20 protein-coding genes and 1 pseudogene are annotated in these 23,190 nt (G+C 63.1%); 15 read left to right on the top strand and 6 right to left on the bottom strand.

Annotated features, from left to right (window positions below):
* Nucleotides 1–100 precede the first annotated feature (100 nt).
* A pseudogene (locus PMO31116_RS20810) lies at nt 101–1,168 on the bottom strand (tyrosine-type recombinase/integrase).
* Between the two features lie 280 nt (nt 1,169–1,448).
* Nucleotides 1,449–1,778 carry a hypothetical protein gene (locus tag PMO31116_RS20805; RefSeq protein ID WP_150568361.1) on the bottom strand — a complete coding sequence of 110 codons (330 nt, stop codon included), beginning with the start codon at nt 1,776–1,778 and terminating at the stop codon, nt 1,449–1,451.
* 894 nt (nt 1,779–2,672) lie between these two features.
* On the opposite strand from PMO31116_RS20805, the gene PMO31116_RS20800 reads away from it, so the two are divergent.
* The 4 genes from PMO31116_RS20800 to PMO31116_RS20790 all read left to right on the top strand — a co-directional run bounded on the left by PMO31116_RS20800 (nt 2,673) and on the right by PMO31116_RS20790 (nt 8,356).
* Complete coding sequence (locus PMO31116_RS20800) at nt 2,673–3,092, top strand: DUF6573 family protein (RefSeq protein ID WP_150568360.1); 420 nt, start codon at nt 2,673–2,675, stop codon at nt 3,090–3,092.
* A gap of 58 nt (nt 3,093–3,150) precedes the next feature.
* Complete coding sequence (locus PMO31116_RS23815) at nt 3,151–3,312, top strand: hypothetical protein (RefSeq protein ID WP_174971592.1); 162 nt, start codon at nt 3,151–3,153, stop codon at nt 3,310–3,312.
* A gap of 222 nt (nt 3,313–3,534) precedes the next feature.
* Nucleotides 3,535–5,598, top strand: a complete 2,064-nt coding sequence (locus PMO31116_RS20795) for a site-specific DNA-methyltransferase (protein WP_150568359.1) — start codon at nt 3,535–3,537, stop codon at nt 5,596–5,598.
* Nucleotides 5,582–8,356 (top strand): restriction endonuclease, encoded by a 2,775-nt coding sequence (locus PMO31116_RS20790; RefSeq protein WP_150568358.1) that lies wholly within the window; start codon nt 5,582–5,584, stop codon nt 8,354–8,356. Before PMO31116_RS20795 ends, PMO31116_RS20790 begins: the two co-directional genes overlap by 17 nt.
* 93 nt (nt 8,357–8,449) lie before the next feature.
* Here the strand turns inward: PMO31116_RS20790 and PMO31116_RS20785 are convergent, their stop codons facing one another.
* A complete protein-coding gene (locus PMO31116_RS20785) occupies nt 8,450–8,701 on the bottom strand; it encodes a hypothetical protein (RefSeq protein ID WP_150568357.1) in 252 nt (83 codons plus the stop codon).
* Nucleotides 8,702–9,263: 562 nt separating this feature from the next.
* Between PMO31116_RS20785 and PMO31116_RS20780 the strand changes: the two genes are divergently transcribed.
* Nucleotides 9,264–9,452 carry a glycine zipper 2TM domain-containing protein gene (locus PMO31116_RS20780; RefSeq protein ID WP_150568356.1) on the top strand — a complete coding sequence of 63 codons (189 nt, stop codon included), beginning with the start codon at nt 9,264–9,266 and terminating at the stop codon, nt 9,450–9,452.
* A gap of 31 nt (nt 9,453–9,483) precedes the next feature.
* Here PMO31116_RS20780 and PMO31116_RS20775 read toward each other — a convergent pair whose 3' ends face one another.
* The gene (locus PMO31116_RS20775) at nt 9,484–9,816 is read right to left on the bottom strand and encodes a hypothetical protein (protein WP_150568355.1); all 333 of its coding nucleotides are present in this window, start codon (nt 9,814–9,816) and stop codon (nt 9,484–9,486) included.
* A gap of 407 nt (nt 9,817–10,223) precedes the next feature.
* Here PMO31116_RS20775 and PMO31116_RS20770 point away from each other — a divergent pair, with 407 nt between their 5' ends.
* The 5 genes from PMO31116_RS20770 to pdxY all read left to right on the top strand — a co-directional run bounded on the left by PMO31116_RS20770 (nt 10,224) and on the right by pdxY (nt 17,074).
* Nucleotides 10,224–10,493, top strand: coding sequence for a MoaD/ThiS family protein (locus PMO31116_RS20770; protein WP_150568354.1), 270 nt, complete (start codon nt 10,224–10,226; stop codon nt 10,491–10,493).
* Nucleotides 10,494–10,722: 229 nt separating this feature from the next.
* Nucleotides 10,723–11,871: an exo-alpha-sialidase gene (locus PMO31116_RS20765; RefSeq protein WP_150568366.1), complete on the top strand. Its 1,149-nt coding sequence runs from the start codon at nt 10,723–10,725 to the stop codon at nt 11,869–11,871.
* 301 nt (nt 11,872–12,172) lie between these two features.
* Nucleotides 12,173–13,846 (top strand): methyl-accepting chemotaxis protein, encoded by a 1,674-nt coding sequence (locus PMO31116_RS20760; protein WP_150568353.1) that lies wholly within the window; start codon nt 12,173–12,175, stop codon nt 13,844–13,846.
* 145 nt (nt 13,847–13,991) lie between these two features.
* Nucleotides 13,992–16,088, top strand: coding sequence for an elongation factor G (gene fusA, locus PMO31116_RS20755; protein WP_150568352.1), 2,097 nt, complete (start codon nt 13,992–13,994; stop codon nt 16,086–16,088).
* Between the two features lie 128 nt (nt 16,089–16,216).
* The gene (gene pdxY, locus PMO31116_RS20750) at nt 16,217–17,074 is read left to right on the top strand and encodes a pyridoxal kinase PdxY (protein WP_150568351.1); all 858 of its coding nucleotides are present in this window, start codon (nt 16,217–16,219) and stop codon (nt 17,072–17,074) included.
* A gap of 96 nt (nt 17,075–17,170) precedes the next feature.
* Here the strand turns inward: pdxY and fghA are convergent, their stop codons facing one another.
* Complete coding sequence (gene fghA / locus PMO31116_RS20745; protein WP_150568350.1) at nt 17,171–18,025, bottom strand: S-formylglutathione hydrolase; 855 nt, start codon at nt 18,023–18,025, stop codon at nt 17,171–17,173.
* 561 nt (nt 18,026–18,586) lie between these two features.
* Between fghA and PMO31116_RS20740 the strand changes: the two genes are divergently transcribed.
* The 5 genes from PMO31116_RS20740 (at nt 18,587) to PMO31116_RS20720 (ending at nt 21,697) form a co-directional block, all read left to right on the top strand.
* The gene (locus PMO31116_RS20740) at nt 18,587–18,790 is read left to right on the top strand and encodes a hypothetical protein (protein WP_023596397.1); all 204 of its coding nucleotides are present in this window, start codon (nt 18,587–18,589) and stop codon (nt 18,788–18,790) included.
* A gap of 149 nt (nt 18,791–18,939) precedes the next feature.
* A complete protein-coding gene (locus PMO31116_RS20735) occupies nt 18,940–19,128 on the top strand; it encodes a hypothetical protein (protein WP_023596398.1) in 189 nt (62 codons plus the stop codon).
* Nucleotides 19,129–19,490: 362 nt separating this feature from the next.
* Nucleotides 19,491–19,784 carry a hypothetical protein gene (locus PMO31116_RS20730; RefSeq protein WP_150568349.1) on the top strand — a complete coding sequence of 98 codons (294 nt, stop codon included), beginning with the start codon at nt 19,491–19,493 and terminating at the stop codon, nt 19,782–19,784.
* 204 nt (nt 19,785–19,988) lie between these two features.
* Complete coding sequence (locus PMO31116_RS20725) at nt 19,989–20,747, top strand: GntR family transcriptional regulator (RefSeq protein ID WP_150568348.1); 759 nt, start codon at nt 19,989–19,991, stop codon at nt 20,745–20,747.
* Nucleotides 20,748–20,749: 2 nt separating this feature from the next.
* On the top strand, nt 20,750–21,697 hold the full coding sequence (locus tag PMO31116_RS20720) for an AEC family transporter (RefSeq protein WP_150568365.1): 948 nt from the start codon (nt 20,750–20,752) through the stop codon (nt 21,695–21,697).
* Nucleotides 21,698–21,800: 103 nt separating this feature from the next.
* On the opposite strand, the gene PMO31116_RS20715 is transcribed toward PMO31116_RS20720, so the two are convergent.
* Nucleotides 21,801–22,883: a GGDEF domain-containing protein gene (locus PMO31116_RS20715; protein WP_246185410.1), complete on the bottom strand. Its 1,083-nt coding sequence runs from the start codon at nt 22,881–22,883 to the stop codon at nt 21,801–21,803.
* Nucleotides 22,884–23,190 lie beyond the last annotated feature (307 nt).

Here is a 23,190-nt window from a genome sequence, read left to right as displayed (position 1 = left end):
GGGCGTTAGCTCAGTTGGTAGAGCAGCGGACTCTTAATCCGTAGGTCGAGTGTTCGAGTCACTCACGCCCCACCAAAGAATTCCCTTAAGAATCAAGAAACTATGCCGCTCTAGCCAGCGGCATTTTTTCTTTCTGCTCCCCGGTACTTGACCAAAACTTGACCGTACCAGCGTGGGCGGCCAAGTGGCTGGGAGCGAGGTGGGCGTACTTCTGCACCATCTCGACGGTTTCCCATCCTCCCAACTCCTTCAGCACCATCAGCGGCGTTCCGCGCTGGACGTGCCAGCTTGCCCACGTATGGCGCAGGTCGTGCCAGTGGAAGTCCTTTATGCCGACGGCCTGGCAGGCCCGCTCGAAATCCCGCGTGTCAATTTGCTATATGCGAGCATCCAGCCCTTCTCCACGAGTGAAAACGAGGCGCTCCGCCGACTCCAACCGACGAGTCAGCACGCCCACAGCGTCGTCGTTCAACGGCACCGGGCGGGCACGCTTAGATTTGGCGCCCTCATGCGTGATCCATGCATTGCGCTGGGCCACATCGACCTGGGATGGCGTGAGCCCAAACAACTCGGACTGACGCATGCCCGTGGCGACTGCCACAATGGCAGCGTCACGCATCCAGGGCAACCGCAGTGCATTGATGAGCGCCGTAATAACCTCGGGCGGCTCCCATCGGACACGCACATCCGGCTCGAAGTACCGGGGGAGTTTGGGCACCCGGTCGATCCACTCCCATGCCTCGCACAAATTCAGCAGACGCTTGATAGTAGCGATATACCGATTGCGCGTGCTGCCGGTCAGCGGCTCGGCAGGCCTACCCTTGACGACTCGATGCGTGGGCAAGGCGTCCGTGATTTCGTCGGCTGTTAAAGAACGAACCGAGCGGCCCGAGAACTGCTCGCGCCAATACGCGACATGCCGCAGCTTGGTGGCGTAGTCGCGCTGGCCCTCACACTCCCGTAAGAACTTGACGGCCGCTTCCTCGAAGGAGCGATCGGGCACTTCGCCCAGCTTGTCCTGGCGCCATAGTTCAACTTTCAGGCAGTCGTGGTATTTCTGGGCCGCCTTCCGGTCTTTGGTTTCAGTAGAGCGTCTAATTCTTTCGCCGCCTGGCGTGCGGATGTCGAGATGCCAGACCCCGGAATTTTTATCTTTGCGGATGGACATTGATTCTCTCCAGCGACCCGCATCGATAGCCGGGTCACATTGTTGTTGGTTTCACAGAGTTCGGCAAGCCGGGACGGCAATACTCGCCAGACGCGTGAGCCCGGCAGCCGGAACCCGACACGGTGCCGCATCGCGAAAACCGTGCTGTACGACAATTGCAGTCGGTCGGCAACCTGCTGCAGCGTCAGGGCCATTTCCTCATTCATGGTGGCTCAGCCTTCTTTGGCGCCGACCAGCATGGTCACGATGGGAGCACGCCCCCGTGTTCGCTCCATGGTAATCAGGCCCGCCGCTTGGAGGCGGTCGAGCGCCTCGTATTTGGCGTCCCGGCTTCTGCCAGCGCGTAGAGCACGCTTCCGTCCGGTCCGCGACCACGAAGCACTTGCCGGGTGTCGGCCAGCCGGCGCAGCGTGTATTGCGCCATCCGAAGCCCCGAGGCCGATGCTGCCACAGACACAAAGCTCGGCGGCGCGACCGGGTGCTTTTGCCACGGAGTACACCAGAGCAGCGCGGCAACGTCACGGGTTCGGAGCCACCCGAACCTATGCAACGCACGCAGTACCCGCGTTTCATTTTCGGCGGCTGCGATCCGCCCGTTCTTCTTCGCCATACAAGTTATCTCGCTCGGGTTTCGATAACTTGTATAGAGAAAGCACGTCTTCACGCCCGTCTGCGACGGGGGATGAAGACGGGGGACGAAGCCGCTCACGCGGCTGGGCCACCGCTGCCTTTGCGTCGGGCTGGACGCCCGACCGGCATCTCGACGGGCTGGACGCCCGTCGTGTCCCGAAAACCTGGCGCCCCGCGCAGCGCGCGGGCATAGCACTCAACCCGCCCGCTGGACGCGATGCGGCTCCGGCATTCGCCTACGGTCCGCGCTTCGCTCGACTTGACTGCTATGCCCGCGCGCTGCTCGGGGCGCGGGGCTTCGCCCCCCATCACTCTGCCGGTCGGTGGGCCGACCTCTCGCCGCTGGGGCGACGAGCGAGTGACGGCTCCCCCGGCACGCCGTCGATTGGCTTGGGAGCCAACGCGCCTGCGTGGACGGCGTGCGGCCTCGCACTTGTCCCCGACCGCAACGCGGCCCGGCTCCCCTACATCTACGGCTGATTGCCTACGACTGCGCGCCTCCGGCTTGCGGGTTACGCGAGGCATAGCCGCGCATGGGTCGCGGCCTGCGACCGCGACATCGGCTTCGTCGGCACGGTGACGCTACCGCCGTACTTCCTGATTGCCCGCCCCAGCGAGAGCGACCTTACGCCAGCCAGCCATACCCGCAAGGTCAAGCGCTTCGCGCGCGTACTCGCCCGGTCCCCTACGGGGCTGCGGCTTCCGTGCGCGACCTTGCGTCTCCGGCATATCGGCTGGCGCCGGGGTGCGCTCAGGGCGAAACACTCAGGAAGTACGGCGGCACAAGCAACACGCCACCCCGCACGCCGAAGCCGGAATCGGTAAGGCGGGCTCGACATCTAGGAACCCGGTCAGCTTTCAAAGGAGCACCGCCATGCAACATCCCGACCAGCATCACGACAGTTTTTTCGGTGAGCCGATCCGCGTCTACACGCGAGCACAAGCGATTGAGGACGGTGCTCTCATCGACGTAAGCCAAGTTGCCCACGAAGCCGGGTTTCGCCTGCCGTTGGCATTGACGACCGCCGTATGGGCTGATTGCGTGGCGTGGGACGACACAGATAGCCAACGCCAGGCCGCACAAGACGAAGCCGGAAGACTCTGGGACGTTATCTGGATGGCATGTCTTGCAGCGCGTCGCGCTCGTGAATCGCGGCGCTTTGCGTTTCAGGTCTACCGAGTGCCACGCGGTGGGCGTGGCATCCGGGCCCGGCTTACGACGTTGCATATGTGTATTGGCCCCGACGACAACGCAGCGCCAGTCATAACAATCCTGATGCCAAACGAAGACTGATTTTCCATCCCGCCGGGTCCCGGCGGGAATTTTCAACCCTCCACATAAGGAGAGCAACATGCATCCTATCAATCCTGCAACGGGCCTGCCGATGATCGGTGATGACGACTACGGCGTCGATGTCGGCGGCAATCCCTACGGTACGGGCTGGAACTCATCGCATCCGTGGTCATCGTCGGGCGGCGGCTACGCAGGCGTGCTCGGCTGGAATGGTTTCTAGCGACTATCAGAAAACCGCTGGTATCTCCTGGAGCGGGTTTCCACACCCGCCCCCGTTGGAACCTGCAACAAATTCAACCCCTTGGGGAAACTGCTGCGCGGGCGGTCCCACAACTGTCGTTAGAGGCTCAGCCATCGCGGTCGCGCCGGGTTTCACTTTTTCCTGTGATCCCGGTACGGTACCATGGCGGATCCTTGTCGGTGGTGCATCCACGGTAGACCGATGAAAATCGGTGCCGCAATAAAGCGGCATAGTTTTTCCTGGATTGCTCTACCTAGCATCTCTGTTAAACACAAAAAAGTGACTGCACCATACTCTCAATATTCCAACGAGACCTCGGACGGGAAAGCGGAACTGCTCTCACGGCTCCGAGACTTGGTTCCCAGCGCCTTTCTTGATGGCGAACTGGACAAAAACGCCTTGCTGGATGCGCTTGGCCTTGACGACAAGTCGGCCTCTGCCTTTGCATTCACCTGGCCGGGCATCGAGATAGCTCGAGAGCACGCGCGCATCCCGACGACGGCCACCCTTGCGCCCGACGTGGCCGCCTCGATCAACTGGACGTCCGCAAAGGACGTGCTGATCGAAGGCGACAACCTGCAAGTCCTGAAGCTGTTGAAGAACGGCTATAGCCGTAAGGTTAAGCTCGTCTACATCGACCCGCCCTACAACACCGGCGACACGTTCACCTATAACGACGATTTCGCCGTTCCCGAGTCGCAATACCTCCGGGACACAGGGCAGGTGGACGAGCAAGGGAACGCTATGACCAGCCGGCTTGAGATCGGCGGCCGCAAACATTCCCCGTGGTTGACGATGATGTTCCCGCGCTTGGTGCTTGCGCGCCATCTGCTTCGCAGAGATGGCGTGATTCTCGTTTCCATCGACAACAACGAGGTCCATCATCTTCGCCTGCTGCTTGATGCGACGTTCGGTGCCGAGAACTTCGTGGACATGATGACTTGGCGGGGGGCGCGCAAGGGCGACGCCAAGCTAACCGGCGGGGGGCAAGACTACGTCCTCGTCTATGCGCGTGACATCGCCTTTTTGAAGGCGAATGATGTTCGCTGGCGTGAACGCAAGGACGGACTTGAGCCTATTTACTCGAAGGTCGAAGAGCTGCGGGCAACGTATGGCACAGACTATGAGTCGATGACTAAAGAACTGCGTGCCTGGTATAAATCGCTCGCAGACGACAACCCATCAAAGGCGCACGACTACTACAACAGAGTTGATGCAAAGGGAATCTGGTTTCCCGATAATATTTCCAGTCCTAACTACCGTGAAAATCTAATATACGACTGGAAAGGATATAGTCCGCCAGACAATGGATGGCGGTATGAAAAGGCGACGATGGAACGCCTAGACAAGGACGGCCGCTTGCTGTATCCCAAGGATAAGTCCAAGCGTGTACAGATCAAATCTTATCTGCACATGCGGGAAAACTGGGCGCCACCATCAGTTTTTTACCGAGATCGACGCGCTGCGTCCAGCGCGCTGAACGAACTCATGGGCGCAAAAGTTTTCGACGATCCCAAGAGCACGGATGTGCTCGCGCGTCTCTTCCATGCCATCACGGATGACGGCGATCTGATCCTTGACTTCTTCGCGGGTTCAGGCTCGACCGGGCAAGCCGTTTGGGAACAGAACCGCAAAGACGGCAAAGTTCGCCACTGGGTACTCGTGCAGGCGCCGGAACCGCCGAACTCGGAGGAAGAGTCTGGGAAAAACGCGCTAGAGGCCGGCTACAAAACCATTTTCGAGGTCACGGCCGAACGCCTACGACGCGTCGCTGCATCGCTTTCAGACGCCGTCAACGAGGCTGCGCTCGGCTTTCGCGTTTTCCGTACTCGTCCGACGAACTTGGTCGTCGAAAAGCCGATCGTGGCGACGCCCGATTTGACGGGGCAGATGTATCTCGACCATGTGTTGAACCATGCTGCAGGATCGCCCGTCGCAAAAGGCGCAAAGCCCGAAGCGGTCGCTTGGGAAATTGCTCTGAAATCGACGGACACCCGACTCGACGCACGCGAAATCACGCACAAGATTGACGGGGTGTCCGTGTATGAGTTTACGCCCGTCAATGGCGAGTCCACCACGGGTCGTCTTCTCATTTCGCTGGACACTTTTACGCTGACGACTGCGGACAAACTCGGACTCACCGACGACGATACGCTCATCCTTCGTGGTGACAAGATCGAAGACTCGGTGACGCTCACTCTCGCACCGCGTCTGCGGTCGAAACTGATTCTCCTAGAACGGGTGCCGCGTGAAGTTTCGCTTTGATGATCAGCCCCACCAGTCGGCTGCAGTATCCGCTGTTGTTGATCTTTTTGAGGGGGCGCTGGTACCACCGCGTGAGACGCTGGCTGGACAAGCCCCTGGCGCGGACGGTCATAGCAGTTTTTCGCTCGATCGACAAATTCTCACGGCAAATCTTGTAGCCGTTAGCAAGCGTGAGTCCGTCAACGAGCAGCACGAGCTTGCCCTTCTTGCAGAGACCGATCTCCAGGATGTTGACCGGGAGTTTCCAAACTTCTCGGTCGAAATGGAGACAGGCACCGGCAAGACTTACGTGTACATATCAACGGCTCTTCGTCTGGCCGAACTCTACGGCCTTCGCAAGTTTGTGATCGTCGTTCATTCCATCGCCATTCGTGCCGGTGTGGTGAAGACGTTCGAGCAAACTGAGGAGCATTTCCGGCTCAAATATCCCGGCGTTCCCTACAAATGGGGTACGCTGGGCGAAAACTCGGCCTTGGCCGATTTCACGGAGCCATCGGGCACGGTTCAGTTCTTGATCGCCAGCGTCCAAGCGCTGGACAAACCGGATACGAACACGCTGTACTCGACCGCCGAGCAACCCCAACTGTGGGGCGACTCCTCCAGCGGCGCGCAGCAAATCGCCAAGGCTCGTCCGGTCGTGTTGATCGACGAGCCGCAGAACATGGCAACGCCGCTGCGTCGCAAAGCCATCTCCACGCTCAACCCGCTGGTGGCGTTGCGTTACAGTGCGACCCATACGGAACCGTTCAACCTCGTGCACCGGCTTGGCCCGAAAGAGGCGGCGGAAGCGGGACTGGTCAAACGCGTTTCGGTCAAAGGGATCGTCGCGGGCGAAAACGGTCAGGCGTATATACGAATTACCAAGGTGCGCAGTCAAAAGAAACGGCTGATGGCCGAGGCCATCATCGACCGTGCGTCCAGCAATGGGGCAGAGCGAGTCGAAGTCGTATTGTCTCCAGGTACGGACCTTTTCGAAGAGTCGGGAGAACTTGCGCAATACCGCGGCATGGTCGTCGAGAGCCTTGAACGGAAGCCGGACCGCGTGATCTTCGAAAACGGTCTGACCATTAAGGTTGACGAGGAAGTCGGCGTTGACAACCTTGCGATCTGGCGAGATCAAGTTCGTCACACCATCCGCCAACATCTAAATCGCCAGTCGCAGATCGACGCGATGGGACACGACGTCAAAGTGTTGTCGCTGTTTTTCGTTCAACACGTGGCGGACTACGTTGGCGAAGAGGCAGTACTTCCAGCGATGTTCGACGAGTTGTACCGTGAGGAATGGACGCGCGCCGGCAAATCCGTCGAGGAGATGCCGAACCCTGAAGAACTGCGGGTTGCGTACTTTCCGTCCACCAAAACGGGCATCCTCAAAGACACGGCCGGACGCGCAAGCGATGCCGAGTTTGAAGCCCGTGCGTATCAGGAAATCATCGCCAACAAGGAGTTGATCCTGGATCGGGACAATCCGCGCGCGTTCATCTTCTCCCATTCCGCACTGAAAGAAGGATGGGACAATCCGAACGTGTTCCAGGTAGGTTTCCTTCGGCATTCGCGTTCCGATTTGGAGCGTCGGCAGCAGATTGGGCGTGGACTACGGTTACCGGTCAACCAGTCCGGGAATCGAGTCATGGACCCGACGATCAATCGATTGACGTTGATCGTTGATGAGTCGTTCACCGAATTCCGAGACAAGTTGAACGAGGAGTACGCAACCGCTGGCGAAGGTGGTGGCTCGTCCGGGCCATCCGTTGATAACGCCGACAATGAAGTGATCATTCGTCGCCGGCCCGCTCTTTTCCAGAGCCCCGAGTTCGCGGAACTTTGGAACCGTATCCGTTACAAGGCTCGCTATCGGGTCACGGTAGACCCATCCAACTTGGCCCAAGTTGTTGGGGTGTCCAAGCACCTGAACGAGTTGAAGTTTATTCAACGCCGCGCGAACGTTGTGCAATCAGCGGACTTGGTCTACGACGAAACGGGACGGGTTACGACAGCCGACTCAGCCGTCGCCGAGTCGCGTGGAGAGCGTATCCTGATCGCCGGGCAACGCCTTCCCGACGTGATCCAACTGATCGAGGATCAGCTTCAATACGGCAAGTTCCCGTTGCAACTAACCCGACGAACCGTAGCTGACATCGTGCGCGCCATTCCTGACGAGCACAAACGTCACGTCCTTGATGACCCCGACCGTTGGGCGCGGATCGTTGCCAGCGCCATTCGGATCGAGACTATCGAGCAGATGGTGAAGAACATCACGTACGAACCAATGGACGAGGCCACGTGGTGGGATGCCGAAGTGGTGTTCCTCGAAGTCGAGTCGAAAAATCCGCCAAAGCCGCAGCCAGGAGACGCCGACCCACAAAGTGGCGTTATCGAAGCCAAGGATGATGACGCAAATCTTTTCGATCACGTCGATTACGACAGCCATGTCGAACGTACATTTGCTGAGCAACTGTCGAACGATCGAGATCGCATCAAGCTCTTTACCAAGTTGCCGCGTCGGTTCAAGGTGAAAACACCGGTCGGTGAATATTCGCCGGATTGGGCAATCGTGTATGAGGACAGTGGCATTCAACGGCTCTATCTTGTGCGCGAAACCAAGGGAACGCTTAAGCTCAATGACCTTGAATGGGACGAGGAGAAGCGTATTGAGTTTGCAGCCGAGCATTTTGCAGCCGCCCCCCGAGGCCCTGTTGACTATACCCACACAACCGACAAGGACGGCCTGATGCTCAAAGGTTCGTCTGGCAGTTGATTGTGGCGTATCTGAGAAGCGGTACCGGTATGGTCTCGTTGACACGGCGGCACTGAATGAGCAGCCAGTGACGCCAGGGCGGCGCGTGCTGGATCAGTGCCTCGTGGGTGCGATACCCTTGACGTGCTCCAGCAGGAATCGGAGGGCTGCCTCGCGGGCGAATCGTTCACCCACGCCGTAGTGCGGAACGTGCACACCACCGACCCGCAAATCAAGCCAGTACGGGCCACGGCTGTACCGGGTAGGCTTGTGATTGATCTGCCGACGTAACCGAACCTTGACCGTGGCGTCGGCAATCTCGGAATCGACAGAAAACTCTTCGACTGTTTGAAACTCGGGCAGCATTGACTGTCTCCTATGCGATGTGGAAGGTCCAAGGTCACCTTGACCAAAACTTGACCAAAGTGGGCAAAAATCGCCCCAGGAAGGACGAAAAGCGCAGTCGGTTAGTGGGTGGCTACCGATGCAAGTCATTGATTTGACTGCGCTTTAATTTCTGCCTATTTGCAGGAAGTAGGACTCTTAATCCGTAGGTCGAGTGTTCGAGTCACTCACGCCCCACCAAGTCGTTCAGCAAAAAGCCCGCCCTCGGCGGGCTTTTTGCTTTTCCACGCGTTCGGCCCCGGTCTTGCCTCCCCCGCGCGAGCGCCGCCTCCGGTTACGGACGCCGCCCCCGCCGCCCATGCATCACGCAATCCGTTCGCCGACATCGGCTCCCACGCGGCGCGCCCGGAACCCGCACGCAACGGGCCGACCGCCGGCACCGGCGCACGCCCCGCTGTCATCCATGTCCTACACACGATTCAGTCGCGGCCGATAGTCCGCGCTCGAGACGCGCGCTATGCTGAATCCATGTCGCTGCTCACCGTTGCGTCGGATGCAGCGAGCCCGTCAAAGGAGACGCATCATGAAAGCAGCGAAGTCGATTCTGGCAGTTCTCGCGGCACTGGCCATCGGCACATCCATCTTCGGATGCACGCTGGGTGGCGCCGCCGCAGGCGGTGTCATCGGTCACGAGGCAACCGGCGGCAGTACCGCCGGAACGATCGGCGGTGCCGTCGTCGGCGGTGTCATTGGCCACGAACTGGGCAAGTAACGTCCGCCGCGCCCCCTATGACATCACGCCGTCAACGCCCCACGATGTAAAGCGGGCCGTTGGCGGCGTAGCCGTACATGACCAAAACGTCCCCCACCACGCTCTCTCCGGCCGCTCTGGCCTGCTCCACGCTCGCATATCGCTTCGCCTGCCCCGTGCACGAGACAAACTGACGACCGCCCCCTGAAAGCGCACCATCGTGTCGGCCAATGAATCCGGCTTGACGCGCACTCCACAGAAAATAGCCCTCGCATTTCGCCACGTCCGGCGGGCGGCGCACCGCCGGCGCATCGACGGAATCGCCCCCCGCTTTCTGGTGCAACCGCGTCAGTCGCCGGATCACCGCCTCCGACAGACGCCCCATTCCAATGTCCTTCCCTCGGCTCCTGGCCATCACTCCCTCCCCAAAATTCGCCTGCGGCACTGCGCGCGCGGGCACTCCGATAATGGTGAACAATAACGAGGTGAATGGGGTTGGGGAGTGTCCGATATGCGATGCCACACCCCGCGGCCACGCTCCACACGCACCGAGACTCGCCGCGCGTCATGCAAAGGGCACCAAATGAGGCCTCAATGGGCCAAATTGAACGCAATTCGCGTTATTTCCGGTGCAACATAGCGCTGCGAAGACGCAACATTTGCACCACGCCCGGTGTGCGAGCGTTCCTCATTGTCTACACTGAAAGCCTCACCCGCGCGGTCTCACCGACACCCCGGCCACGGCCGCAGGAACGGGTTCATCGACCTCGGCAACTTCCGTACGGCAACGCCATGGCGACGGTTACCTTTGCACCCGCAATACAGCGTCACGTGCTTGTCGACGAACAAAGCGTCGACGGCACGACGGTGCGCGACGCGCTGGCACACTGCGTCGACGCAACCCCGGCGTTGCGTGGCTACCTGTTCAACGACCAGGGACGCCTGCGCGCGCATGTGGCGGTCTTTATCGACGGCCGCCTAATCCGCGACCGCCGTACGCTGAGCGACACGCTCAATACTGCCAGCCGCGTTTATGTCGTTCAGGCGCTCTCGGGCGGATGACGCCCTGCACTCGCCTCTCGACTTTGCCCTCGACTCCCCCCATCAAGGCGGCCTCGGCGCCGTGAGCCGAGCGCGGCGGACGAGACTGTTGAGACGAAACGGATCGAATGAGATCGCCAAACGAGAACGACAGACGAGAACGACAAACCGGCGAGACGCATGAAGCGTCCGACGCACAGGCCGCCGAGACGGCCTGCGCGCGCCAAGGAGACAGATCGTGGAACATGTCATTGGAGCTACATTGCTGGTCGCGACCCGCAAGGGGTTGTTCACGTGGCAGCGCACGGCAGACACCTGGCAATTGATGTCGAGCACACCCGATTTCCCCGGCGAACCGGTCAGCATGGTGATGCACGACGCACGCGACGGCACCGATTACGCGGCGCTCAATCTGGGACACTTCGGCGTGAAGCTCTGGTGCCGCGAGCGCGAAGCAAGCGCGTGGACCGAACTCACCCCACCCGCTTTCGCACCACAAGACGAGCCATCCGAGTCATCCGATGCGCCCGCTGCGAATCGCGCGGACACGGCGGCACCGGCGCCCGAGCCGCAATCCCCGGCGCCCTCCGTCGAACTGCTCTGGTCGCTGGAAGCAGCCGGCCCCGATGCGCCCGGCGTTCTCTGGGCCGGCACCATTCCCGGCGGACTTTTCCGATCGGGCGATCGCGGCCGGCACTGGGAACTGGTGCGCGGCCTTTGGGACCGACCGGAACGGGCGGACTGGATGGGCGGCGGCTACGATCATGCCGGTATCCATTCCATCTGCATCGACCCGCATGACAGCCGACAGGTCATGGTGGCGGTGTCGACGGGCGGCGTCTGGCGCACGCGCGACGACGGTCGCACCTGGGCGCTCGCCGCATCGGGCATGGAGGCGGACTACATGCCACCCGAGCGCCGTCTCGACCCGAATGCGCAGGACGTTCACCGGCTCGTGCAATGCCGCGACGCCCCTAACGCCCTTTGGGCGCAGCACCACAATGGCATCTTCCGCACGCTCGACTACGGCACGACATGGCGGCGCATTCACGCGTCGCCGTCGAGCTTCGGCTTCGCGGTCGCCGTCGATCCACACGACCCCGACGTCGCGTGGTTCGTGCCCGCGCAACGCGACGCCTGCCGCATGCCGGTCGACGCCCGCCTCGTTGTCACCCGCACGCGCGACGGTGGCGAGTCGTTCACCTCGCTCTCGCACGGACTTCCGGAAGCCCCCTCCTACGATCTCGTCTATCGCCACGGCCTCGACATCGACGCTACCGGACGCACCCTCGCCATGGGCTCGACGACCGGCGCCCTGTGGATTAGCGACAACGCCGGCGAGCGGTGGCAGTGCCTCACTGCGCACCTGCCCCCTGTCTACGCGGTCCGATTCGTTTGAGCGGGATGTCGGAATTTTCGCCATGAGACCGTCGCCGTTCCCCCCCGCCGATCCGACGGACACCTTCAGAAGTCATATTTTCTGTCGTATACGAAGGTAGACGGACTGGCTTCATCGAATCCCCCGTCGCGCGTCACCGGACACGTCGCCCGTGTCGGGCCGGCGCGCGAGCCAACGTCGCGTCGTGCGCTATCCATCGCATCGACGCGTTCCGCGGCAGTCCGGCGACCACTCCTCGCAACGCCGACGGCAACCCATCGCTCGTTGCCCAGGCTTCCCATCCCTAAAGGAGTCATCCCGTATGCGAATCGCCGACCTCAGAATCCGAACCCGCCTGGCCATCGGCTTTGGCACATTGCTGCTTCTGCTGCTCGCCATGCTGGTCATCGCGCTCGTGCGTTTCGTGGCCATCGAGCGTGCCAACGAAACCCTGATCACCAGTGCCTGGGCGAAAGCCGATGCGGCACACAGCATCGACGCCATGGTTCGCGCCAATGCGCGCCGCCTGCTCGAAGTCCTGGCTGCGCCGGACGCCGCCCGGCGCGACGCACTGAATGCGCGTATCGATGCCAATCTTGAACGCATTGCCCGCGCGCAGGAGGTACTCGACAAGTACGTGTCGACCCCGCAAGGCCGCCAGCTCATCGCGGCGGTCAGGCAACACAACGATGCCTTCGTCAAAGCCCGGGCCGCCACGCTCTCGCAGTTGGGCTCGGGCCAGCCGGCGGTCGCGCTGGAGATCGCGGAGCGCGACGCGCTGCCCGCGCTCGACGCCATGCAGGAAGAGGCCATGGCGCTCGTCGCGCTTCAGCAGAAGCTCGTCGACGACACCGGTGCGGCAACCGGCGCCGACATCGCGTTCGCCAAATGGCTGCTCGCCGCCATCGGGTTGACGGCCGTGATCGTGGGCATCGGCGCCGCCTGGTCGGTCACGCGCAGCATCACGCGTCCCATCGCACGCGCCGTGCAGGTCGCGCAACGGGTGGCGCAAGGCGACCTCACCAGCCGCATCGAAGTCACGAGTCGCGACGAAACCGGGCAGTTGATGGCCGCGCTCAAGCACATGAACGAAAGCCTCGATCAGATCGTGCGGCGCGTGCGCAGCGGCACTGCTGCCATTGCCTCGGCCTCGGGCCAGTTGCTTGCGGGAAACACCGATCTCTCGGCGCGCACCGAAGAGCAGGCCGCGTCGCTCGAAGAGACGGCATCGTCGATGGAAGAGCTCACTGCAACGGTTCGCCAGAACGCCGACAACGCGCGACAGGCCAGCCAGCTCGCCACGAATGCGTCGGAGATCGCTGACGAAGGCGGACGCGTCGTCGAACGCGCGGTGAGTTCGATGCAAGAGATTGCCGAGCGCTCGACGAAGATCAACGACATCATCGGCGTGATCGACGGCATCGCGTTCCAGACGAACATCCTCGCGTTGAATGCCGCCGTGGAAGCGGCGCGCGCGGGCGAACAGGGCCGCGGCTTCGCCGTGGTGGCGGGCGAAGTCCGCACGCTCGCCCAGCGCAGCGCAGCCGCGGCAAAGGAGATCAAGACGCTCATCGAGTCGTCGGTCGGAAAGGTGCAGGACGGTTCCGCGCAAGTGCGCGATGCTGGCCGCACGATGAACGACATCGTGCAGGCCGTTCAACGCGTCACCGACATCATGGGTGAGATCTCGGCCGCGTCCGCCGAACAATCGGGCGGCATCGAACAGGTGAACATGGCCGTCATGCAGATGGATCAGGTCACGCAGCAAAACGCCGCGCTGGTCGAGCAGGCGACGGCCGCCGCCGGGTCGCTCGAAGACCAGGCGCGCCATCTGCGCGAGGCCGTCGCAGTGTTCCGCCTGGCCGACGGCGATGCCGTGTCGACGAGCTGGGGGGCTCGCGCGGGCGACGGCGACATCGCCGCCAATGCCGGCCTTTCCGACGACGCGGCACGCGCGAGCGTGGTCGCGTTCGCGCGTCGACGCCATGTGGCGTAACCGCTGACGCCTCGTCGGGCATCCATCGCAAATCCCCGTCCGCGCTGGCCTTCGAGCCGATGATGCGCTCAGCGCGGCGTTGCGACATTGGAGTATGATGGCTGCTGCTATGCTTTTTCCCCACCGTCTGGAAAAGAGGTGTACCGTGGCCCGAAAGACCCCCATCGAGCGCTACCGAAACATCGGCATCAGTGCTCACATCGACGCTGGCAAAACGACGACGACCGAGCGGATCCTGTTCTACACGGGCGTCAATCACAAGCTCGGCGAAGTCCACGAAGGCGCTGCCACGATGGACTGGATGGAACAGGAACAGGAGCGCGGCATCACGATCACGTCGGCCGCGACCACCTGCTTCTGGCGCGGCATGGCCGGCAACTATCCCGAACATCGCATCAACATCATCGACACACCGGGACACGTCGACTTCACCATTGAAGTCGAGCGCTCCATGCGTGTGCTCGACGGCGCGTGCATGGTCTACGACTCGGTCGGCGGCGTGCAGCCGCAGTCCGAAACCGTCTGGCGCCAGGCCAACAAGTACAAGGTGCCGCGCATCGCTTTCGTCAACAAGATGGACCGCGTGGGCGCCGACTTCTTCCGCGTTCACAAGCAGATCCACGAACGCCTGCGCGGCAATGCGGTGCCGATCCAGATTCCGATCGGCGCCGAGGACAACTTCCAGGGCGTGGTCGACCTGGTGAAGATGAAAGGCATCGTCTGGGACGAGGCGTCCAAGGGTGTGAAGTTCGATTACGTCGACATTCCCGCCAATCTCAGGGACACGGCCCAGGAATGGCACGACAAGATGATCGAGGCCGCGGCCGAGGCCGACGAGGCCTTGCTCGAGAAGTACCTCGGCGGCGAAACGCTCACGGAGGACGAGATCCGGGCGGGCCTGCGCAAGCGCACGGTCGCCGGGGAAATCGTTCCGATGCTGTGCGGCACCGCCTTCAAGAACAAAGGCGTGCAGGCCATGCTCGACGCCGTGATCGATTACCTGCCCTCGCCTGTCGACGTGCCCGCCATCGCAGGTCACGATGAAGAGGACAAGGAAATCGAGCGCCACCCGTCGGATGACGAACCGTTCTCCGCACTCGCCTTCAAGATCATGACCGACCCTTTCGTCGGCCAGCTGATCTTCTTCCGCGTGTATTCCGGTGTGATCGAGTCGGGCGGCACCGTGCTCAACCCGCTCAAGTCCAAGAAGGAGCGTCTGGGACGCATCCTGCAGATGCATGCGAACACGCGCCAGGAACTCAAGGAAGTGCGCGCGGGCGACATCGCCGCCGCGGTGGGCCTGAAGGAAGCCACGACCGGCGATACGCTGTGCGACCCGAACCACGTGATCATTCTGGAAAAGATGGAGTTTCCCGAGCCGGTCATTTCGCAGGCGGTGGAGCCGAAGACCAAGGGCGACCAGGAAAAGATGGGCCTCGCGCTCAACCGTCTGGCGCAGGAAGACCCGTCGTTCCGCGTGCAGACCGACGAAGAATCCGGCCAGACGATCATCTCGGGCATGGGAGAGCTTCACCTCGAAATCCTCGTGGACCGCATGCGCCGCGAGTTCGGCGTGGAGGCGACGGTCGGCAAGCCGCAAGTCGCCTATCGGGAAACCGTGCGCAAGAAAGTCGAGGATGTGCAGGGCAAGTTCGTCAAGCAGTCGGGCGGACGCGGGCAGTACGGCGACGTGGTCATCACGCTCGAGCCGGACAAGGAGAAGCCTTACGAATTCGTTGACGCCATCAAGGGCGGCGTGGTGCCGCGCGAATACATTCCGGCGGTCGACAAGGGGATTCGCGAGACGCTCACCAACGGCGTGGTCGCCGGCTACCCGGTGGTCAACGTCAAGGTCACGCTGACGTTCGGCTCATACCACGACGTCGACTCCAATGAAAATGCGTTCCGCATGGCCGGCTCGATGGCATTCAAGGAGGCCATGCGACGCGCGGATCCCGTCCTGCTTGAACCGATGATGGCCGTCGAAGTCGAAACCCCGGAAGAATTCATGGGCAACGTGATGGGCGACCTCTCGGGGCGACGCGGCATCATGCAGGGCATGGACGACATCGTGGGCGGCGGCAAGATCGTGCGCGCCGAGGTGCCGCTGTCCGAAATGTTCGGGTACTCGACGTCGCTGCGCTCGCTCACGCAGGGGCGCGCGACGTACACCATGGAGTTCAAGCACTACGCCGAAGCACCGAAGAACGTGGCCGACGCCATTATCACTTCCAAGAAGTAACGTGTCGGGCACCGTGATGCGGCATTCGCCGCGTCCGGTGACCTGACGGTCAACGCCCGCGACGGGCGCGATTTCGTCACCGGACGGGAGCGCGACGCCAGCGGGCGTTGTCTTTTTTCCAACACCCCATGAAAAACATCCTCAGTATCCAGTCGCATGTCGTTTTCGGTCACGCCGGCAACAGTGCCGCCGTATTTCCCATGCGTCGTCTCGGGATCAACGTCTGGCCGATCAACACGGTGCAATTCTCGAATCACACGCAATACGGCAAATGGGCCGGACAGGCGCTGCCGAGCGAGGAGATCCTGCATCTCGTCGACGGCATCGCCGACATCGGCGAGCTGAGCCGGTGCGACGCCGTGCTCTCCGGCTATCTCGGCGCCGCGGAGCAGGCAGGCTTCGTGCTGGCGGCCGTGCAGCGGGTCAAGACCGCCAATCCGGGAGCGATCTACCTGTGCGACCCGGTCATGGGGCATCCGGAAAAGGGCTGCCGGGTCAAACCGGGCATCGAGCAGTTTCTCGTCGAGCACATGCCGGCGGCAGCGGACATCATGACGCCCAATCATCTGGAATTGGAGAAGCTGTCCCAGCATCCGATCGAAACGTTCGACGATGCGCTCGCCGCCTGCCGCGCCCTGCTCGTTCGCGGACCGAAGCTGGTCCTGGTGAAGCACCTGGAGTACGCGGGCAAGCCCGCGGACCAGTTCGAGATGCTGGCCGTCACGCAAGACCAGGCGTGGCATGGTCGGCGCCCGCTATACCCCTTCTCGCGTCATCCGGTGGGCGTTGGCGATCTGACGTCCGGCGTTTTTCTTGCGCGATGGCTCAGGGGCGATTCGGTGCGCGACGCCTTCGAGCACACACTGGCCGCGGTCGACGCCGTGCTGCACGCCACGCATCGCGCCGGAAGCTACGAGTTGGAGATCGTGCGGGCGCAGGACGACATCGTGGCGCCCCCGAAGCGGTATGTCGCGCAAGCGGTCTAGGCCTGCGCGGTCGCAATCTGCGTCGGGACGCGCAGCCGTCAACCCGGGCGACGTCCGCCTTCGAGCGCCTGGCGACCGCGGGCGGGAGAACGACGTTCAGTACGCGCGCAGTTGCCCGGCGTGATGCGTCAGGTGGTCGGCCATGAAGGTCTGGATGAAGTAGTAGCCGTGGTCGTAGCCATTGTGGCGACGCAGGTTCAGCGGCTGACCGGCGTCGCGGCAGGCGCGCTCGAAGATCTCCGGATGCAGTTGCGCCTCGAGGAACTGGTCGTTGAGGCCCTGGTCGACGAGGATGCCCTCGGGGAATACCGCCCGCCCCGCCTGGGCGATCAGCTCGCTCGCATCGTATTGGCGCCAAGTCTGGCGATCCGCGCCGAGATACCCGGTGAACGCCTTCTCGCCCCAGGGACAATGCATCGGCGCGGCGATCGGTGCGAAGGCCGACACCGAGCGGAATTTGTCCGGGTTGCGCAGCGCCAGCGTGAGCGCACCGTGTCCCCCCATCGAATGTCCGAAGATGCCGATGCGCCCGGCATCGATCGGCAACGACGCGGTCACCAGCCCGTACAGTTCGTCGACGATATAGCTGTACATGCGATAGTGCGTCGACCATGGCGCCTGCGTGGCGTCGAGATAGAAGCCCGCGCCGACGCCGAAATCCCACGCATCCGTCTCGCCGGGCACCCCCGCGCCGCGCGGGCTGGTGTCAGGGGCGATCAGCGCCACGCCGTGCTCGGCGGCCAACCACTGCGCGCCGCCCTTGATCATGAACGTCTCTTCCGTGCAGGTCAGCCCCGCGAGGTAGAACAGCGCGGGCACCTCGCGACCGTCGCGCGCCTGCGGCGGCATGAACACCGAGAAGCGCATCGGCAAGCCGATGACGGATGAAGCGTGACGATAGAAGCGTTGTGCGCCTCCGAAACAGCGGTGTTCGGAAATGAGTTCGAGCATGACGGAATCCGGAAATCCTCAGGGAGTCGGCAATGCCAGCGCGCGGCACTCGCGCCGCCGGCCACCGCGATGGGTGGCAGCTATCTTACCTCGCCGCACGACGCATGACATCGCCGGGGTGTCCCCGCCTCGAGACGGATAGAGGTCGCGCGCCGCCCGCGTGGGCGCGGTCTGATGGAGCCTCGTCCAACGCTTTCGGCCCACGTCGAAAGAAAATCGTCACGATTTCTAAACTTTTCCGCGCGGGCGTCGCTATACGTAGAAGGACGTGAATCGGCGTGGGCAATCCCGACGCTCGCGACCGGTTCAGCGTGCGACGGCAAGTTGTCACACGCACCGGCTATGATGCGTCGCGCAATGCACGGCGCACCAGCGCTTGCGGCGCTTGCAGCGCACCGGGTCCCGTCCTGTCAGGCAGTTGCGGCAGCGTTGTCCGTCAAGCAGTGCACTACAGAAGCGTCGCGCCACCGGCACCGGCACGGTTCCACAACGAGAACCGGTCGGGATGCGGGCGACGACGCATAAATCCGACCAGATACCAGAGACTCACCCGGGGGCCATATGAAGCTGATCCTGCTGGCGCTTGCCGCCTCGCTGTTTACGCTCGTCATGATGGTGCAGGCGCGCAGCGAAACGAGCGACGTCGCTGCCAACGACAAACGCACGTCGTCCGGCATCTCCGTGAACGACCGAACACCCACACGCAAGGACATGGCCATGTGGAACGCGCGCCGCAAGATGCACGCGGTGCGTCAGGAGGACTGACGGTCCCACCACACCTTCCCGTACGGACCGGAGCTCGCCTGCCGCGCCCCTCCCGTACGCGCAGCGCAACATGTTGCGTCGCACCAAATTTGGGCATCCTCCGACACCGTCCTATAGTGGAAAGGCGATTCAGGTGAGGAGACAAAAAGATGCCCGCTTTCCACTTCAATCTTTACGACCTGACGTTGTTCCTACCGATGGCCGTTGCCGGTGCGCTTCTCGTCGGCGGCATCCCCGTCGCGACCCGCACCACGCGCTATAGTCTGCGCGCGGTCGGTGCCGTGGTCGGCGCGCTCGTCGCGTTCCTCGTGGTGGAGGCGTTGCCCGTGCTCGTATAGCCGGCGCCACGCACCGACCACTCTGGGACGTTGCTCCGGCCGATTGACGCGCGGCCGGTTGCCGGAGGGTTGCCTGGGGTTTCCTCCTGGGGGTTTCCTTTTCCCGCGCACTTCACGACGCTGTCGTTTGCGCGCGCCATGATCGTCCTCGGCAACTGCGGTTGCGCTGTCACCCTCGCTATTCGGCCGCCGATACGCTCGGCGGTCTTTTTCATGTGTTGTCGCTTTCTGCGCGACGCCATCGTTTTGTCCCGCCACGCGTACGGCCATCGCCTACAATCTCCGGAAGTGCACCGCAGGGTGCGCGGCGTCGGCGCCCGTCGTCCGACATCGCGCATCGCGCCGTCAAAGGAGGTCCCCGCATGTCCGACGCGTTCTCCCGCGCCTTCGCCGTTGTCATCAACCAATACCGCTCGCCACGCCAATACACCGTGTCCGTGGAGCGCGCGAGCGAGATGATCGCCAAGAATGTCGGGTTGTTCTCCGACGGGTTCGCTGCGGAACCCCACCTCATCGTCGGCCTGTTCGAACGCGAAGCCGATGCCTGGGCGCTTGCCCGCCGCCTCCAGCGCACGCGCACGACCGTCCAGGCGCTGCTGCAAACGCCCGCGCGCGCCTCCACCGTCTCTCCCCCTGAACTCGACGCGAGCGACTGAGTTCGCCGTCGGGCGGGGCACCGCCGCACCGGGTGGCCGGGTGTCACCGCGTCCGGTCCCAACTGCGTCATCTCCCGGCTCAGGTCAGGCGCGTGCTCCTTCCCTCGTTCGCCGTCATTCCGAAATAGGCCTCGCCCACATCGGCGCACTCGCGTAGAATTCGGAATTCCAGATATCACAAACACCGGCGACGACCGGCATCCAATGGCCCACCTCACATCCTCCGGCACGTCGGCCGAGGCGTCCTGCGTGCCGGACTCGCCACCACTACCACCGCTCGAACCGGTGACCAATGCCCCGGTCCTCATCGATCAGGTCTACGCGCGTCTGCGCGACGCCATTGCCGACCTCACCCTGCCGCCGGGCGAGCGCATCCGGCAGGCCGAACTGGCCGACTCGCTGGGCGTGTCGCGCCAACCCGTGAGCCACGCACTGCAATTGCTCAAGCGCGACGGGCTGGTTTGCGACAGCGGGCGTCAGGGGCTGGAGGTCGCGCCCATCGACGCCGATCATCTGCGCCGTCTCTATGAAGTGCGCACTGCCCTTGACGGGCTGGCCGCACGCCTGGCGGCGACACGAGTCGCGGCGAACACGATGACCGACGCCGAGTTGCGACGATTGCACGACGCCGTCGCCGCGGGGATGGCCATGACACACGGCACGCCGGTGGCGCGACAGGTCCGCGCCGAGGTGGCGTTTCACACGGCGCTACACGACGCGTCGGGCAATCCGTTGATCGCGCAGACCGTTGCACCGCAATGGCCGCACATCATGCGCGCCATGGCCGCCACGCTCGGGGCGATGCCGATGCAGGAAGTCGTGTGGCACGAGCACGGCGGCATCGTGGCGCGCATCATCGCAGGCGACGCGCGGGGCGCCGAAACGGCAGCCCGCGAACACACCGAAGCCGACGGCGGCGATGCTCGCCGCGAATGGCTCGCCCGACTGGCGACGGGCCGCTGATCATGCAAGCCGTCATCTCCGCCGCATTGCCCGTGTTCGGCCTGATCCTTGTCGGTTATCTCTGCGCGCGTCGCGCATGGCTCGGCGACGCGGCACTCGACGCGCTCAATCGGTTTGTCGTCTATCTCGCCCTGCCTGCCGTGCTGTTTCAGTCGATGGCGCAGATCACCTGGGCGGAACTGGTCAATCCCGGCTTTCTGGGCGCGTTCGGCGGCGGCATGGCCGCAACGTTCGCGCTCTCGCTACTGCTCGACCGCACAGTGCGCGGGCGCCTGACCGACGCGAGTATCGAAGGCATGGGCGCGGCATATCCCAATGCCGGTTTCATGGGACTGCCGCTTTGTCTCGTGGCCTTCGGTCCCGCCAGCGTTCCCGCAGTGGTCGTGGCCATGCTGCTCACCGCCACCGTGCTCTTTGCGATCTCCATCGCAATCATCGAAACGGATCTTCAGGCCACGCCGAACTGGCGTCGCACGGCAGGGTTCGTCGCACGTGCGTTGGCAAGCAATCCGCTGGTCGTCTCGCCGTTCGTCGGCATGGCCGTCGCGGCGGTCGGCCTCACGCTGCCGGCGCCGGTGCTGCACTTCACCACACTGCTCGGCGGCGCCGCCAGTCCCTGCGCACTGGTGGCCATCGGCATGTTTCTCGCCCAGCGTTCCATTACGGCGCGCGAGCCTCGCATCGCCCGCGCGGTGGGGCGCCTGGTCGGACTCAAGCTCGTGTTTCAACCGGCCGTGACGGCCTTTCTCGCGTTTCGCGTGTTCGACCTTCCCGCGATCTGGGCGCACAGTGCGCTGCTGCTCTCCGCATTGCCGATAGGCACCGGACCGTTCATGCTGGCGCAGTTGTATGGACGTGAAGCGGCGGTCGCATCGCGCGCGATCCTCGTCTCGACAGTGCTATCGGTGGTTACGGTGTCGTTGCTGATCGGGTGGTTCAGTCTGCGCTAGACGTGTGCGTCAGTTGCGCATACGCCCGTCGGCCCGATCGTTGCGCCCCCCGGGAAGCCCCCCCGTGTCAACGAGATACCCGTTCAATGTCGCCTCAGAGCACTCAGAGCAGACTGGCCGCGGGCGCCACGACCACGCGGTCGCGTCCGGAGCGTTTCGCGGCATAGAGTGCGGCGTCGGCGGCGCCGAGCAACCGCATGGGCAACGTGTCGTGGTCGGTGATGTCGCGCGGATCCACGCTGGCCAAACCGATGGAAATCGTCAGCGGCACCGGCGTGCCGTCATCGTCGGGCACTTCGAGTCGGGCGACGGCGCGCCGCACTCGCTCGGCCACGGTGCCCGCCCAGTTCTGTTCCGTCTGCACGAGCAGCGCGGCGAACTCCTCACCGCCATATCTCGCGAGCGTATCCGTCACGCGCAATTGCGCCCGCATGCACGCGCTTGCGGCCCGCAAGGCACGGTCGCCCGTGGCATGCCCGTAACTGTCATTGACACGCTTGAAGTGGTCGATGTCGATCAGCAGACACGCCAGCGGCGCCCCATAGCGCGCGCCTCGCACGACCTCCTCGCGAAGACGCTGATCGAAGTAGCGTCGGTTCGACAACCCGGTGAGCGGATCCGTCAGGCCGATGCGCTTGAGTCGCTCGCGATTCCACATGTTCTCGAGGCACACCGCCACCACGGCACCGAAGCGCTCGATGAAATCAGTCGCCATCTCGGCGGTAAAGCGGCGCGCGTCGCGGCTGCCCAGGGCGATCACCCCGAGATGGCGGCCGTTGCGCGCGAGCGGCATGATCACCGCGCTTGCCGGCATGCGCGCTCCGAACAACGGCGCATGTCGCTCGCGCGGTGCGCCGATCCAGAGCTGACCATCGCCGCAGACAGCGGAAAACGTACCGGCATCCTGTGCAATGCACAGCCCCGAATCGAGTGCGCGGATACCCTCGGCCGTGTCGATGAGGTCGCGCAGCGTGTCGTCGACCTCCGCGAGCATCAGATGAACGCCCGAGAGATCGAAATCGTGGCGCAGGCGATTGAGCGCCACTTCCAGGAACTGGCTGAAATCGGGCGCCCCCATGAGCGCCAGCTCGATGTCCTGAAAACGTTTTAGCGAGCGCTCATTGCGCTGGACGGTCGCCAGCAGCGATTGCAGTGCGTCGAGCATCGGTGCCTGGTTGGTTGCCACGTAAGGTCTCGAAAGACACGCGGCACTTCGCGGCCGCCTAGCGTGCTTGCCCGGCATCTTGCGCCTTGTCGGCCCGGCGTTGCGACGAACGCACCGGAACAAGGACGGGCCTCAGCGATCGTTTCGTCCGCCGGACCTGGATCGAGGTCTTGATGGCGCCCTGTCGAAACGGCCGCCATGAGGCCGTTAACGGCAGCCGCCGATCATTTTGTAGGGTGGACAGATTCAATTTTGCCGCCCCGAAATCGAGCTGTGGCGCCGTTTTCTTCGCACCTAGGGAAAATACTTAGCCAACATGCAACCAATG

It is taken from the genome of Pandoraea morbifera (assembly GCF_902459575.1).
GTDB lineage: Bacteria > Pseudomonadota > Gammaproteobacteria > Burkholderiales > Burkholderiaceae > Pandoraea > Pandoraea morbifera.
This window is presented reverse-complemented; position numbering and strand designations above follow the sequence as displayed.

Coding starts and splice junctions, on each gene's coding strand:
- PMO31116_RS20805 (WP_150568361.1), bottom strand. CDS start 1,778: ATGGCGAAGAAGAACGGGCGGATCGCAGCCGCCGAAAATGAAACGCGG.
- PMO31116_RS20800 (WP_150568360.1), top strand. CDS start 2,673: ATGCAACATCCCGACCAGCATCACGACAGTTTTTTCGGTGAGCCGATC.
- PMO31116_RS23815 (WP_174971592.1), top strand. CDS start 3,151: ATGCATCCTATCAATCCTGCAACGGGCCTGCCGATGATCGGTGATGAC.
- PMO31116_RS20795 (WP_150568359.1), top strand. CDS start 3,535: ATGAAAATCGGTGCCGCAATAAAGCGGCATAGTTTTTCCTGGATTGCT.
- PMO31116_RS20785 (WP_150568357.1), bottom strand. CDS start 8,701: ATGCTGCCCGAGTTTCAAACAGTCGAAGAGTTTTCTGTCGATTCCGAG.
- PMO31116_RS20780 (WP_150568356.1), top strand. CDS start 9,264: ATGAAAGCAGCGAAGTCGATTCTGGCAGTTCTCGCGGCACTGGCCATC.
- PMO31116_RS20775 (WP_150568355.1), bottom strand. CDS start 9,816: ATGGGGCGTCTGTCGGAGGCGGTGATCCGGCGACTGACGCGGTTGCAC.
- PMO31116_RS20770 (WP_150568354.1), top strand. CDS start 10,224: ATGGCGACGGTTACCTTTGCACCCGCAATACAGCGTCACGTGCTTGTC.
- PMO31116_RS20760 (WP_150568353.1), top strand. CDS start 12,173: ATGCGAATCGCCGACCTCAGAATCCGAACCCGCCTGGCCATCGGCTTT.
- pdxY (WP_150568351.1), top strand. CDS start 16,217: ATGAAAAACATCCTCAGTATCCAGTCGCATGTCGTTTTCGGTCACGCC.
- fghA (WP_150568350.1), bottom strand. CDS start 18,025: ATGCTCGAACTCATTTCCGAACACCGCTGTTTCGGAGGCGCACAACGC.
- PMO31116_RS20740 (WP_023596397.1), top strand. CDS start 18,587: ATGAAGCTGATCCTGCTGGCGCTTGCCGCCTCGCTGTTTACGCTCGTC.
- PMO31116_RS20735 (WP_023596398.1), top strand. CDS start 18,940: ATGCCCGCTTTCCACTTCAATCTTTACGACCTGACGTTGTTCCTACCG.
- PMO31116_RS20730 (WP_150568349.1), top strand. CDS start 19,491: ATGTCCGACGCGTTCTCCCGCGCCTTCGCCGTTGTCATCAACCAATAC.
- PMO31116_RS20725 (WP_150568348.1), top strand. CDS start 19,989: ATGGCCCACCTCACATCCTCCGGCACGTCGGCCGAGGCGTCCTGCGTG.
- PMO31116_RS20720 (WP_150568365.1), top strand. CDS start 20,750: ATGCAAGCCGTCATCTCCGCCGCATTGCCCGTGTTCGGCCTGATCCTT.